The organism is Halomonas stenophila, assembly GCF_014192275.1.
Taxonomy (GTDB): Bacteria; Pseudomonadota; Gammaproteobacteria; order Pseudomonadales; family Halomonadaceae; genus Halomonas; species Halomonas stenophila.
The window spans coordinates 42,185-54,933 of the sequence record NZ_JACHXR010000003.1 but is presented as its reverse complement, the minus strand read 5'-3'; the positions used below and the strand labels follow the sequence as shown (position 1 = coordinate 54,933).

General features: G+C 69.9%; 16 protein-coding genes. 7 read left to right on the top strand and 9 right to left on the bottom strand.

All coding sequences use genetic code 11. The features are described 5' to 3' along the window. Positions 1 to 144 precede the first annotated feature (144 nt). The gene (locus FHR97_RS06775; protein ID WP_183383015.1) at positions 145 to 558 is read left to right on the top strand and encodes a PaaI family thioesterase; all 414 of its coding nucleotides are present in this window, start codon (positions 145 to 147) and stop codon (positions 556 to 558) included. Here FHR97_RS06775 and FHR97_RS06770 read toward each other — a convergent pair. Beyond that, positions 534 to 926 (bottom strand): DUF423 domain-containing protein, encoded by a 393-nt coding sequence (locus FHR97_RS06770; protein ID WP_183383014.1) that lies wholly within the window; start codon positions 924 to 926, stop codon positions 534 to 536. The two genes, FHR97_RS06775 and FHR97_RS06770, sit on opposite strands and share 25 nt — an antisense overlap. A 97-nt stretch (positions 927 to 1,023) precedes the next feature. On the opposite strand from FHR97_RS06770, the gene thiS reads away from it, so the two are divergent. From thiS to trmB, 3 genes are read left to right on the top strand one after another with little or no spacing between them, the layout of a single operon-like run. Further along, positions 1,024 to 1,224 (top strand): sulfur carrier protein ThiS, encoded by a 201-nt coding sequence (gene thiS, locus FHR97_RS06765; protein WP_183383013.1) that lies wholly within the window; start codon positions 1,024 to 1,026, stop codon positions 1,222 to 1,224. Positions 1,225 to 1,270: 46 nt separating this feature from the next. Continuing rightward, entirely contained in the window at positions 1,271 to 2,068 is a 798-nt protein-coding gene (locus FHR97_RS06760) for a thiazole synthase (protein WP_183383012.1), read from the top strand. 38 nt (positions 2,069 to 2,106) lie between these two features. Continuing rightward, positions 2,107 to 2,853, top strand: coding sequence for a tRNA (guanosine(46)-N7)-methyltransferase TrmB (gene trmB / locus FHR97_RS06755; RefSeq protein ID WP_183383011.1), 747 nt, complete (start codon positions 2,107 to 2,109; stop codon positions 2,851 to 2,853). Here trmB and FHR97_RS06750 read toward each other — a convergent pair. After that, positions 2,780 to 3,838, bottom strand: coding sequence for a DMT family transporter (locus FHR97_RS06750; RefSeq protein WP_246403823.1), 1,059 nt, complete (start codon positions 3,836 to 3,838; stop codon positions 2,780 to 2,782). The genes trmB and FHR97_RS06750 overlap by 74 nt on opposite strands. Before the next feature lie 93 nt (positions 3,839 to 3,931). Here FHR97_RS06750 and FHR97_RS06745 point away from each other — a divergent pair, with 93 nt between their 5' ends. Further along, entirely contained in the window at positions 3,932 to 4,816 is an 885-nt protein-coding gene (locus FHR97_RS06745) for a LysR substrate-binding domain-containing protein (protein ID WP_183383009.1), read from the top strand. A gap of 179 nt (positions 4,817 to 4,995) precedes the next feature. On the opposite strand, the gene FHR97_RS06740 is transcribed toward FHR97_RS06745, so the two are convergent. After that, complete coding sequence (locus FHR97_RS06740) at positions 4,996 to 5,910, bottom strand: AEC family transporter (RefSeq protein ID WP_183383008.1); 915 nt, start codon at positions 5,908 to 5,910, stop codon at positions 4,996 to 4,998. Positions 5,911 to 6,020: 110 nt separating this feature from the next. Between FHR97_RS06740 and FHR97_RS06735 the strand changes: the two genes are divergently transcribed. Both FHR97_RS06735 and FHR97_RS06730 read left to right on the top strand, forming a co-directional pair. After that, complete coding sequence (locus FHR97_RS06735) at positions 6,021 to 6,530, top strand: hypothetical protein (RefSeq protein WP_183383007.1); 510 nt, start codon at positions 6,021 to 6,023, stop codon at positions 6,528 to 6,530. Then, a complete protein-coding gene (locus FHR97_RS06730) occupies positions 6,527 to 7,123 on the top strand; it encodes an SCO family protein (RefSeq protein ID WP_183383006.1) in 597 nt (198 codons plus the stop codon). The genes FHR97_RS06735 and FHR97_RS06730 overlap by 4 nt, the downstream gene beginning before the upstream one ends. Positions 7,124 to 7,137: 14 nt before the next feature. On the opposite strand, the gene FHR97_RS06725 is transcribed toward FHR97_RS06730, so the two are convergent. From FHR97_RS06725 to FHR97_RS06700, 6 genes are all read right to left on the bottom strand, one after another. Continuing rightward, positions 7,138 to 8,187, bottom strand: a complete 1,050-nt coding sequence (locus tag FHR97_RS06725; protein WP_183383005.1) for an alpha/beta hydrolase family protein — start codon at positions 8,185 to 8,187, stop codon at positions 7,138 to 7,140. A gap of 6 nt (positions 8,188 to 8,193) precedes the next feature. Beyond that, positions 8,194 to 8,892 carry a BamJ family beta-barrel-assembly machinery protein gene (gene bamJ / locus FHR97_RS06720; RefSeq protein ID WP_183383004.1) on the bottom strand — a complete coding sequence of 233 codons (699 nt, stop codon included), beginning with the start codon at positions 8,890 to 8,892 and terminating at the stop codon, positions 8,194 to 8,196. A gap of 138 nt (positions 8,893 to 9,030) precedes the next feature. Further along, the gene (locus FHR97_RS06715) at positions 9,031 to 9,474 is read right to left on the bottom strand and encodes a universal stress protein (RefSeq protein ID WP_183383003.1); all 444 of its coding nucleotides are present in this window, start codon (positions 9,472 to 9,474) and stop codon (positions 9,031 to 9,033) included. 167 nt (positions 9,475 to 9,641) lie between these two features. Continuing rightward, on the bottom strand, positions 9,642 to 10,925 hold the full coding sequence (locus FHR97_RS06710; RefSeq protein ID WP_183383002.1) for a TRAP transporter large permease: 1,284 nt from the start codon (positions 10,923 to 10,925) through the stop codon (positions 9,642 to 9,644). A gap of 30 nt (positions 10,926 to 10,955) precedes the next feature. Continuing rightward, positions 10,956 to 11,534 carry a TRAP transporter small permease gene (locus FHR97_RS06705; protein ID WP_183383001.1) on the bottom strand — a complete coding sequence of 193 codons (579 nt, stop codon included), beginning with the start codon at positions 11,532 to 11,534 and terminating at the stop codon, positions 10,956 to 10,958. A 186-nt stretch (positions 11,535 to 11,720) separates the two neighbouring features. After that, positions 11,721 to 12,749 (bottom strand): TRAP transporter substrate-binding protein, encoded by a 1,029-nt coding sequence (locus FHR97_RS06700; protein ID WP_183383000.1) that lies wholly within the window; start codon positions 12,747 to 12,749, stop codon positions 11,721 to 11,723.

Here is a 12,749-nt window from a genome sequence, read left to right as displayed (position 1 = left end):
AGGTTCGAGGTTCGAGGTTCGAGGTTCAGGCTGAGGGGTGAGGACTTTGGGCATAGACTATTCCTCGCCCCTTGAGGCGACTGTGCGCGGCCGGCCAGCTGGGCTATCTTGGGGACCATCGTCCACTGCCGCAGGGAGCGCCCCATGACCGTGATGACCGCCGCCGCCATCGAGGACTTCCTCGACGAGGTCTTCCCCCAGCGTTCCGGCACCATCGAGGGCATCGACGAGATGCGCGCCACCATGAGCCTGGCCATCGAGGACGAGCACCTGCGTCCCGGCGCCAGCGTGTCCGGTCCCACCCTGATGGGGCTCGCCGATGTCTGCCTCTATGTGGCGATCCTGGCCCAGGTCGGTCCCGAGCCGATGGCCGTGACCAGTGACCTGCACTGTCGCTTCCTGCGTCGCCCGCGGGGCGACCGCGACATCATCGCCAACGCGCGGCTGCTCAAGCTGGGACGGCGCCTGGCGGTGGGCGAGGTCCAGCTGTTCTCCGCCGGCGACGAGGCCCCGGTGGCCCTGGTCACGGCGACCTATGTGCTGCCGGACGGCGACTGAGCCCGGCCCGCCGTCGCGGCCAGCGCCAGCCAGCCGCCGATCAGCAGCACCCCGCCCAGCGGCGTGACCAGGCCGAGGCCCGCCAGTCCCGACAGGGCCAGGGCATACAGCGAGCCCGAGAACAGCAGCATGCCCGCCGCCCACAGGCCCAGGGCCAGGCGCTGACCGGGGCGCGGGCAGGCGGCGCGCCAGGCCAGCACCCCGAGCATCGCCAGGGTGTGCCAGGCCTGATAGCGCACCCCGGTCTCGACGGCCGCCACCAGCCGCGGGGCCAGGCTGCCCTCCAGGGCATGGGCGCCGAAGGCCCCGGCCATCACCATCAGGGCGCCGGACAGCGCCGCCGCCAGCCACCAGGGTCGGTCCTGCATCTCGGTCTCCTGCGATCGTCTCGTGGTTACCGTACCCGGCCCGGCCCTGAGGCGCTACAATATGGGCCCGCGAATCCGCAGCCCCGGAGAGGATGCCATGCAGATCCAGCTCAATGGCGAGGCCCGCACCCTGGAGGCCGATGCCTCGGTGGCCCGGCTGGTCGAGTCCCTCGGCCTGACCGGCCGCCGCATCGCCGTGGAGGTCAACGAGGAGATCGTGCCCAGGAGCGTCCACGCCGAGACGCGCCTGGCCGAGGGGGACCGGGTCGAGATCGTCCACGCCATCGGTGGCGGCTGACGCGCCGAGGCGGTCCCGCGAACCCGCACACAGGAGCACGACAACCATGACCGACATCTTTCAGGACGCGCCGTTGCGCATCGCCGGCCGCGAATTCACCTCGCGCCTGCTGGTGGGCACCGGCAAGTACCGCGACTTCGACGAGACCGGCGAGGCCATCGCCGCCAGCGGTGCCGAGGTGGTGACCTTCGCGGTGCGGCGCACCAATCTGGGGCAGGACGCCGCGGCGCCGAACCTGCTCGACGTCGTCTCGCCGGAGCGCTACACCCTGCTGCCCAACACCGCGGGCTGCTATACCGCCAAGGATGCGGTGCGGACCTGCCGGCTGGCCCGCGAGCTCCTCGACGGCCACAACCTGGTCAAGCTCGAGGTGCTGGGCGACGACACCACCCTCTATCCCAACGTGGTGGAGACCCTGGCCGCCGCCGAGACGCTGATCGACGACGGCTTCGACGTGATGGTCTACACCAGCGACGATCCCATCGTCGCCCGCGAGCTGGAGCGCCTGGGCTGTTGCGCCGTGATGCCGCTGGGCTCGCTGATCGGCTCCGGCCACGGCATCCAGAACCCCTACAACCTTCGCCTGATCGTCGAGCGGGCCGGCGTGCCGGTGCTGGTGGATGCCGGCATCGGCACCGCCTCCGAGGCGGCCTTGGCCATGGAGCTGGGCTGCGACGGCGTGCTGATGAACTCCGCCATCGCCCACGCCCGGCAGCCGCTGTTGATGGCCAGCGCCATGAAGCAGGCCGTCCAGGCCGGCCGCGAGGCCTTCCTGGCCGGGCGCATGCCGCGCCGCCAGAGCGCCGACCCGTCCTCGCCGCTGGCCGGCCGCATCAACGCCTGACGCCTTCACCCCCTGAGCCACGAGATCCGACGCCGCGCATGAACGCACCGCACCACGACGACACCGCCTCGACCACCGGCCCGGAAGGTCCCGACGCCTCGCTGCACCGCCGGGGCATCAAGAGCTATGTGCTGCGCGCCGGGCGCATGACCGCCGCCCAGACCCGGGGCCTCGAGGAGGTCTGGCCGCGGCTGGGGCTGACGCTCGCCGACGGCCGCCAGGACCTCGAGGCCCTCTTCGGCCGCCAGGCTCCCCGGGTGGTGGAGATCGGCTTCGGCATGGGCGCCTCGCTGATCGAGCAGGCCGAGACCCATCCCGACACCGACTTCATCGGCATCGAGGTGCACGCTCCCGGGGTCGGCAAGCTGCTCGACGAGGCCGACAAGCGCGGCCTGACCAACCTGCGCGTCTATCGCGAGGACGCCCTGGCGGTGCTCGAGCAGTGCCTGCCCGAGGCCAGCCTCGATACCCTGCAGCTGTTCTTCCCCGATCCCTGGCCGAAGAAGAAGCACCACAAGCGGCGCATCGTCCAGCCGGCCTTCGTCGTCCTGGTGCGCACCCGGCTCAAGCCCGGCGGCACCCTGCACATGGCCACCGACTGGGAGGCCTACGCCGAGTGGATGGCCGGGGTCATGGACGAGGCCCTGGGCTATGCCAACACCGCCTCGCCGGAGACCGCCCCCTACGTGCCGCGTCCTGCCTTTCGTCCCCTCACCAAGTTCGAGGCCCGCGGCGAGCGGCTGGGGCACGGGGTCTGGGATCTGATCTACCGCCGCGTCGACTGAGCGGGCTTCCGGTGCCGGCGTGGCCGCTGGCCCCGCGCCCCCGGCGCCGACCCGCGACCAGGGCGGCCCCGGCGCCGAGCAGTCCCAGGCCCATGCCGGCGGCGCCGAGCCCGCCCGGCAGCTCCCCGAACAGCAGGGCCGTCCAGCCCAGGGTCACCGCCGGTGTCAGGGCGACCAGCGCGGCGCTGTGGCTCACCCCGAAGCGGCGCAGGCTCTCGATGAAGAAGCCGTAGCCGCCGAAGGTGGCGAGCAGGATCAGCCAGGCCAGCGCCGTCAGCGTGTCCGGGGTGAGGGGCGGCGGCGCCGGCCAGTCTCCCTGACGCGCCACGGCGGCCAGCCAGAACACCACCGTCGCCGCCCCCAACTGGCTGGTCAGCCGCGCCTCCATCCCCAGGGCCGCCGGTCGCCGGACGCCCAGCACGCTGCCCAGGGTCACGGCCGCCACCGCCAGCAGTGGCAGGCCGTAGGCCCAGGCCGGCGCACCGCCCACGCCCTGCAGGTCATCCAGCACGCTCAGTCCGGCCCCCAGGGTCGCCACCGACATGCCCAGCCACTGGGCCGGACGCGTGCGCTCGCCCAGCCACCAGCCGGCCAGGGTGGTGGCCGCCAGGGGTTGCAGGGCGCCGATCAGGGCCGCCACGCCGGCGCTGACGCCGGCCTCGACCGCCAGCAGCATGGCCAGCAGGTAGGCGCCCACCGTCAGGCTGCCGACCAGGGCCTCGCGGGCCAGGGCGCGGGGTGACAGGCCCGGTCCCCGGCGCCGGGTGGCCCGCAGGGCCCACCAGAGTCCCGCCAGCAGGGTGGCCAGCGCGAAGCGCCAGGCATAGAGCGACAGGACCGGCGTGTCGACGGCCACGGCCAGGCGGCTGCCCACGAAGCCGCTGCTCCAGCACAGCACGAAGCCGACGGCCACGGCGAGGCCGCCCAGTGGCGCGGCGCCCGGCCGTGGCCAGCCGGTTAGCGACAGGCGTGTGAAGGCGCGCATGGGACCTCCCCGAGACATCCGGTGACTTGTGGGGGGAGTCTGGGGCGCCTAGAGTCTTTCGGGAATCGAAACTTTTTTCAGGGAGCGTTCAATATGGCTGAAGTCTCCTCGGAAACCCTGGACCTGGAGGCCCTGCGCAGTTTCGTCGTGGTGGCACGCCTCGGCTCCCTGGCCGCGGCCGCCGAGCAGCGCCATCGCACGGTCAGCGCCCTGAGCATGCAGATCAAGCGGCTCGAGGCGCGGCTGGGTACGCGCCTGCTGCTGCGTGGGCCCCGCGGCATGACGCCCACGGCCGCCGGCGAGACGCTGCTCGGCGAGGCCCGGGAGTTGCTGCGCCACCATGATGGCCTGGTGGCCCGGATCAGTGGCCGGGGCCTGAGTGGCCGGGTGCGCTTCGGCCTGCCGGAGGACTATGCCAGCCGACTGGTGGGACGGCTGCTGCCGGACTTCCTGGCCCGCCACCCGGACGTGGTGCTGGAGGCGGTGACCGCCACCAGCGGCGACCTGGCGAGGCGGCTGAAGCGGGGCGAGCTGTCGCTGATCGTGGCCCTGGATCGCCCGCACCGGCTGGTCGGGGGGGAGCCGCTGTGGCGCACCACGCCGGTCTGGGCGGGGGCCCGGGAGCTGGTCCTGGCGCCGGATCAGCCCTTGCCGCTGGCCCTGCACCCGGTGGACTGCCCCTATCGTCACCTGGGGGTCGAGGCCCTGGAGGCCATCGGTCACTCCTGGCATGCGGTGTTCACCAGCACCAGCATTCATGCGCTGGAAACGGCCGTGGAGGCCGGGCTGGCCGTGAGCATCCTCGAGCGGGACCGGCTGACGCCGGCCATGCGCGAGATGGGCGAGGCCGAGGGCCTGCCGCCGCTGCCGGCCTGCGAGGCCCAGCTGCATTACGGGCGCCAGGTGGCCGCCGCCTCCTGGCCGGCGGTGGAGGCACTGGGCGAGTTGCTGAAGCAGCGCCTGGGGCGGCGCGAGTGAGGAAAAAAGAAGCCGCCCCGGAGGGCGGCGAAAAGACCGTGACTAGCAATGAGGAGGAGAAACCGGGACCAGGGGCTGGCAAGCTCCCTGACCGGGATGGCGCCTCATCAACGCCATGGGCCAAGAGTAAATCGTTCTCATTCATCTCGTCAATGTAAACGAGAACTTTTTTTATTTGCCTAGCCGGCGAGGCGCAGCCAGAGCGGCAGGGTGAGCATGGCGAGCAGGGTCTGGCCGGTGATCAGGGCGGCCATGAGCTCGGCATCGCCGCCCAGCTGGCGAGCCAGGATATAGGCCGAGGTGGCGGTGGGCAGGGCGGCGAACAGCAGGGCCACGTCGCGGCTCACGGGGTCGAGGCCGAGCAGCAGCGCCAGGGCCAGCACCGCCGCGGGCATCAGCACCAGCTTGACCAGGTTGGCGGCCCAGACGCCCCGGTCACGGCGCAGCAGGGCCGGGGGACGCAGGGCGACGCCGACCGCCACCAGGCCAAGGGGCAGTGCCGCCCGGCCCAGCAGGGCCACCGTGTCCTGGCTCCAGCCGGGCAGCCCGATGCCGGAGAGGTTGAGGGCGATGCCGGCCAGGCAGGCCAGGATCAGGGGGTTGCGTGCCAGGGCGGCGAGACTGGCCCCGAGCCCGGCCGCTCCCAGGGTGCCGGCGGCGATGAAGGCCGCGACGCACAGCACGTTGATCACCGGCACCATCAGCGCCACGGCCACCGCGGCCACCGTGGCGCCGGCCTGGCCATGCAGGGCCGCGGCCCCGGCCACGCCCACATAGGTGTTGAACCGCAGCCCCCCCTGGAAGACCGAGGTGAAGGCCGGTGCGGCCAGCCCCAGGCGATGGCGCAGGCACCACAGCGACAGGCCGAGCACGCCGATGGCCCCGAGCAGCACCAGGGCGAGCCGGCCCACCGGGACCTGGCGGATATCGGCCTCGGCCAGGGTGGCGACCAGCATGGCGGGAAACAGCAGGAAGTAGATCAGCCGCTCCATGCGTGGCCAGAAGTCGCCGCCGGGTTGCTGGAGCCGGGCCAGCACCGCCCCCAGCAGGATCAACAAGAACAATGGCCCCAGGGCCTGTGCCACGCCGTCCATGACGCCTCCTCGTCGACTCGGCCCTGCGACATCCGTGCACACGGCGGCTCGGGCGAATGCTGATAAGATCCAGTCTATCCCGTCACCGATGGAGGCGTCGCTTCACCGCCATGGCCCCTTCCGCCCCTGCCGGACGCGCCGCCTCGCGGCCGCCGCTGCTGCGCCTGTTGATCGTCACGACTCTGCTGACCCTGGGCGTGATGCTGGGGTACCTGGTGCGGCATTCCCTGGACGGTGACGATGTCCAGTGGACACCGCCATCGACGCCCTGCGATCTCCAGGCCGGCCCCTGCCGGACCGAGCTCGGGGAGGGCGTCACGCTGACGTTGGACCTCGCCGGCAAGGGGCCCATCCACGCCCTGACGGTGCTGCCCCTCGAGGTGCAGCTGGCGGGAGCGCCGGCCGAGGCCGCGGTGGTGACCTTCGTCGGCCGCGACATGGACATGGGGCTCCACCGCTTTTCCCTCGCGGCGGCCGGTGGTGGGGTGTTCCGCGGCGATGGGCAGGTCGCGCTGTGCAGCGAGGCGGCGATGCGCTGGCGCGCCCGGGTGGTGGTGGACACGCCCGGGGGGCGCCTGGGAAGCTGGTTCGACTTCGAGGTAACGAGGAAGGCAACATGACACGACGATGGCGAAGCGTGATGGGGGCGGGGGTCGCCCTGCTGCTGGCGGTCGGTGGCCTGTGGGCCTACCAGCAATGGGTCGGGCGTGACGAGGGCCTGCCCGCCGGCGGGCCCATCGAGCTGCCCTCGACCCGGGGCGACTTCTCCCTGAGCCAGCTGGAGGACGACCAGCTGGCGGTGGTGTTCTTCGGCTATACCTGGTGCCCGGACGTCTGTCCCATGAGCCTGGCCGTGGTGCGCCAGGTGCGCCAGCGGATGTCCCCCGAGCGGCGCGACCGGGTGGTGCCGCTGATGGTCTCCGTGGACCCCGAGCGCGACACCCTGGCGAGGCTGGAGGAATACCTGGCCTACTTCGGCGAGGACTTCATCGGCGCCACCGGCAGCCGGGCCCAGCTCGAGGAGATCGCCGAGCGCTACGGCGTGGTGTGGCGCAAGGTCGAGACGCCGGAGTCGGCCATGGGCTATACCGTCGACCACAGCGCCTCGCTGTACCTGGTGGATCGCGACGGCGAGATTCACCGCCGGGTCCTGCATTCCCCGACTCCGGGGCCTCTCCAGGCGGCCCTCGCGGCGGAGCTCGGCGAGGGCTGAGCCGCGGTCTGGCGTCAGTCGGCGTCCGGGGTGGCCTGCAGCCGGTCGACCATGCCCATCAGGGCCTCGATCTGGCTGCCCCGGCGGGAGTCATGCAGCGGGTCGAGCTGCCAGGCGCTCTCGGCGTAGCCCCACCAGTCCCAGCAGGCCTTGGGGTTGGCGAGGCTCGCCTCCACCTGGGGGTAGAGCACCACCCGCCGGTCGGCGGCCGCCCGGTGGTTCAGGCCGCTGTAACGGACGAAGGCCTCGTCGCCCTCCGCCGCGCTCATCTCGCAGCCGTGCAGGGCCACGGTCAGCGCGCAGCCACCCGCCTCGCAGCCCGCCGGAACGAACAGGTAACCGCTATCGGCGAGTCCCCGGGCAGCGAAGTCCGACTGGTCGAAGCGCACCAGCCGGCCGCCGGTCTCGCCCGGCTCGCCGGCCGCCGGCGCGCCGTGCAGCCAGGTCAGCGCCGCCTCGGCGATGGCCGGCTCGCAGGCCAGCAGGTGGCTGCCGCCGCCCTCGCCGCAGTCCGCCAAGGCGTCCGTCGGAGCGTCGCTCCCGGCGCCGACCGGCCAGCCATGGGCCGCGCCCTCGCCTTCCCGGAAGCGAAGCTGCCGGTCCGGTGTCGCCAGCCAGCCCTCGAACTGCTTGACCAGGGACCGGCCCAGGGATGGATCGACGGTTGGGTCGGCGTCGCCGTGCCAGACGAAGACGCGCAGGTCGGCCAGTGCCTCGGGGGCACCGACCAGGTCGCGGGACAGGTAGTCGCGGTGGCGTGCCTGGATGGCCGCCAGGTCGGGAGGGCCGAGGCGGGTGAACATGCACTGGCCCAGGGCGCGGCCGAGCTCGCCCCGGGCACAGGCCCAGGGGCCGGCCGCCACCACGCCGAGGCCGCTGAAGCGCGACGGCCAGGCCACGGCGAGCTGGGTGGCCATGTAGCCACCGGCGGAGACGCCGATCACGCTCGTCGCCTCGGTGCTGGCGGCCAGGGCGGGCAGCGCGGCCGGCGTTTCCTGGGCCTGAAGCGGGGTGGCCAGCCCCAGGCCGAGGCCGGCCGCCAGCAGCAGGGCGGTAACGCTCATCCGCGCTTATTCGTCGTCGGCGGGCGTCACGTCGAGGAGCTCGACCTTGAACACCAGGGTCTCGTGGGGACCGATGGGGCCCTGCCCCTGGGCACCGTAGGCCAGCTCGGAGGGGATCACGACCTCCCAGGTGTCGCCCACGCTCATCAGCTGCAGGGCTTCCTGCCAGCCCTCGATGACCTGGCCGACCCGGAAGCTGACCGGCTCGCCGCGCTCGTAGGAGCTGTCGAAGACGGTGCCGTCGATCAGTTGGCCCTCGTAGTGGACCTCGACGGTGTCGTCGGCGCCGGGCGTGGCGCCGTCGCCGGACTCGAGCTCGCGATACTGCAGGCCGGAGTCGGTGACGGTCACGCCGTCCTGCTCGGCGTTCTCGGTGAGGTAGGCCTGGCCCTCGGCCTTGTTGGCCTCGGCCTTCTGCTCGGCCTCGGCGGCGCGGGCCTCCATGGCCTGCTGCTGGAACTGGCTCAGGGCGGCGGCCATCTCCTCGTCGCTCATGGCCAGCTCGTTGCCCTCGAAGACATCGCGGATGGCCTGGGTGAAGGCATCGATGTCCAGGTCCTCGACATCCTGCTGGATGCTCTTGCCGAGGGTCACGCCGAGGCTGTAGCCCAGTCGCTCATCGTCGGTCTCGGGGGCGGCGGCCAGGGCCAGCGGGGCGGCGGTCAGCAGGGCCGTCAGGGAAGCGGTAGTCAGCAGTCTCTTCATGAAAGAACCTTGGGCTCCGGCGCCTCGGCGCCATGGGTGTGAGGAATCTCTGGGACTCTAACAGGGCCGGGCCGGTTCCGCATCCGTCGCAAGGGAGCGCAACCGGCCCGGCCTCGGGGCAACGATGGAGGCAAGGACTCAGACGACCAGGGTGGGGCAGTGGGCAGAGCCGGCGACCCGCTGGGCGACGCTGCCCAGCAGCAGCCCCTTGTCGCCGTTGGTGCCCTGGGCGCCGATCACGATCAGGTCGCACTCCCGCTTGCGGGCGAAGCGCACGATGGTACGGGAGGGGCGGCCACCCTTGACGAAGGCGCGCAGCTTGTCGGCGGGGACGCCGAGCTCGGCGGCGTGGGCCTTGGCCTGCACCGCGATCTCGGTGGCGTACTCCTTGAGGGCGTCGTCGGGCAGATCGAGCTTCTCGGGCCGCACCATGGACAGCGAGGCCTCCAGCAGGCTGTGGTGCTTGAACACGCACAGCAGATAGAGCTCGGCGCCGGTGAGCCGTTGCAGGCCGACGGCCTTGTCCAGCGCCTTGATGGCGCCCTTGGAGCCGTCGACCGGCACCATGATCCGATGGAACATCGTCGCCTCCCTCCTACGCTTTGTCTGAAAACTGCCTGCGCTCGCCCATCCGGCGTTAAAAATCGGCTCAAAATACTCATTTACACCGCGTAAACTCCGTCTTTTCTCCGATTTTTGCCTTGTCTGGCCATCGCTCGCCGACTTTTCAGACAAAGCTTCAGGGTCAGCTACCGAAAGGCCAGATCGCGCAGGAACAGGGCGATCTGCGGGAACATGATCAGCAGGGCCGCGGCCAGGATCAGCAGGAAGACGAACGGCGGCGTCCCCTTGATCACGTCCAGGTAGGGCCGCTTGAAGATGGCGATGGCGGTGAAGATGTCGCAGCCGAAGGGGGGCGTCGCCGAGCCGATGGCCACCTGCAGGGTGATCAGGATGCCGACCAGCACCGGGTCCAGGCCGGTGGCTTCCACGGCGGGGGTGAAGATCGGGGTCAGCACCAGGATCACCACGATGGGGTCGACGAACATGCAGGCCACGAAGAAGGCGATACAGATCGCGATCAGTACCCCGGTGGGCCCCGCCTCGTTGATGCCCACGGCCTCGAGGATCGTCTGGGGGATCTGGGCGAAGGAGATGATCCAGGAGAAGCCGTTGCCCACCGCCACCAGGATGAACACCACGGCGGTGATCAGGCCGGTGGACTTGGCGATGGCGTAGATGTCGCCCATCTTCAGGGAGCGGAAGACGACGAACTCCAGCAGGGTGGCGTAGAGCACGCAGGCCGCGGCCGCCTCGGTGGGGCTGAAGATGCCGCCATAGATGCCGCCGACGATGATCACCGGGAAGCCCAGCGGCCAGAGGGCCATGCGCACCGCACTCAGGCGCTCGCGCCAGTTGGACCTGGGCTCGGTGGGCACGTCGCGCACCACCGCATAGATCACGCAGTAGACGGCGAACATCAGCAGGATCAGCAGCCCCGGCCCGATGCCGGCGATGAACAGCTCGCCGATGGAGGTGCCGGAGATGACCCCGTAGATGATCATGCCGATGCTGGGCGGGATCAGAAAGGCGATATCGCTGGCGTTGATGATCAGCGCCAGGGTGAAGGAGTCCGAGTAGCCGGCCTTGAGCATTTTCGGGCGCAGCGGGGAGCCCACCGCCACCACCGTGGCCTGGGTGGAGCCGGAGACCGCCCCGAACAGGGTGCAGGACGCCGCGGTGCTGACCGCCAGGCCGCCCTTCACGTGGCCGATGAAGGACATCACCATGTTGATCAGCCGGTCGGCCGAGTGGCCGCGGGTCATGATGTCGGCGGCGAGGATGAACATGGGTACCGCGATCAGCGAGGCCGGCCGGATGCCCGCCATCATCTGCTGGATCAGGGTGTCCATCTGCCCCAGGCCGTTGAACATCATGTAGAAGCCGATGACCGCCGCGGAGATCAGCGGGATCATCATCGGAAAGCCCAGCAGCAGCAGGGCGATCATGGTCACAACCATTACTGTCGTCATCTAGCGTTCCCCCGGGTCAGCAGCCCTGCGTCAGACTTCCGTTTCCGTATCCTTGTAGCCGTCGACGACCGTGGTCGACAGGTAGACATCGTGGGATGTCATGTTCTTGATGGCGGTGAGCAGGTACTGGATGCCGGTGATCAGGAAGCCCAGGGGGACCCAGACATAGATGATGAAGATGGGGAAGCCCAGGGCCGGCAGGATGCGCCCCCTGCCGTAGAGATCGAGGATATAGATGATGGAATAATAGAGCAGGAAGAACATCACCAGGGAGGTGAACAGCGAGATCACGATCATCAGGGCCCGGCGGCCGCCCACCGGCAGGGCGTCGTAGATCGCCGACATGCGGATATGGCGGCCGTGGCGCGCCGCATAGCCGATCCCGGCGAAGGTGATCATGATGATCAGGATGCGATTGATCTCCCCGGAGAAGAAGATGCTGGAGCCGAAGACGAAACGGCCGATGACATTGGCGATGGTATTGGTGGCCATCAACAGTACGCCCATGGCGAGGATGACCGCCTCGACCTTGCTGATGAAGGTATCGATGGTGCCGAGGAATCCCGGCAGTCCGGAGCGGTAGTGCTTCTCGGAATCTTCGTCGGTCATGGCCGTACTCCCTTGCAGCGGACATGGCGGAAAACCGGCATCCCTGTCGAGCAGCGTAATGGCTCGCGTCGTGTCGGGGCGCCCGTGGGATCAACGTTGCGTGAACGCTGATGGACGGGGGCCGGAAACAAAGCGGGGGCAGCTTGGCTGCCCCCTCCCGTGGGTGCTGGCGGCCGTGGGCCGGGATCAGCCCTGATCCTGCCCCTCCACGGCCTCGAGATCGGCCTTGAACTGCTCGAGCAGCGCCTTGCCGTCCTCGCCGGTCATCTCGAGGAACTTGTCCTCGACCCGGGGCGCGCGCTCCTTGAAGGCCTGGATCTGCTCGTCGGTGAGGCGCGTCACGGTGACCTCGTCGGAGGCCTCCTGGATCTTGGCCAGCGATTCCTCGGCCAGGCCCTGGATATGCTCGATGGTGTGGTCATAGGCCGCGTCGGTGGCGTCCTGCACCAGCTGCTGGTCCTCCTCGGAGAGCCCCTCGTAGAAGTCCAGGTTGGCCATCATGGCGGTGGTGAACCAGCCATGCCGGGTGAAGGTCAGGTGCGGGGAGACCTCGTAGAGGCCGCCGGACTCGATCCAGAAGATCGGGTTCTCCTGGCCGTCGATGATGCCGGTCTGCAGGCCGCCGTAGACCTCGCCCCAGGGCAGCGGCGTGGCGGTGGCGCCGAAGGCGTTGTAGGTCTCGGCGAGCAGCGGGTTGGTCATCACGCGGATCTTCTTGTTGTTGAAGTCCGCGGGCTCGGTGATCGGCTCGTCGGCGGTGACCACCATCTCGCCTTCCGGATACATCTGGAGCAGCTTCAGGCCATGCTCGGCGTAGAGCTCGGGGAACATCTCGTTGATGGCCTTGCTCTCGTCGAAGAACTGAAGCACCGTCTCCATGTCGGTGGGCATCAGGTAGGGAATGAAGAAGATCTGCGCCGCCGGGATGAGGGCGCCGGTGAAGCCGGGCGACTGATTGACGAACTGCAGGATGCCGCTCTGGGTCTGCTCCATGATGTCGTCGGACTCGCCGAGCTCACCGAAGCGGTAGACCTGCACGCTGTGGTCGGAGTTTTCCTCCACATAGCGCTTGAATTCCTGGGCGAAAACGTCCTGCACATCGCCCTCGTACTCCTCATGGGCATAGCGCCAGTTATCCGCATAGGCGGCGGTGGACATGCCCAGCACCACGGCGCCGATGCCGGCGGTGGCCAACAGCTTGTGTGACGTCTTCAT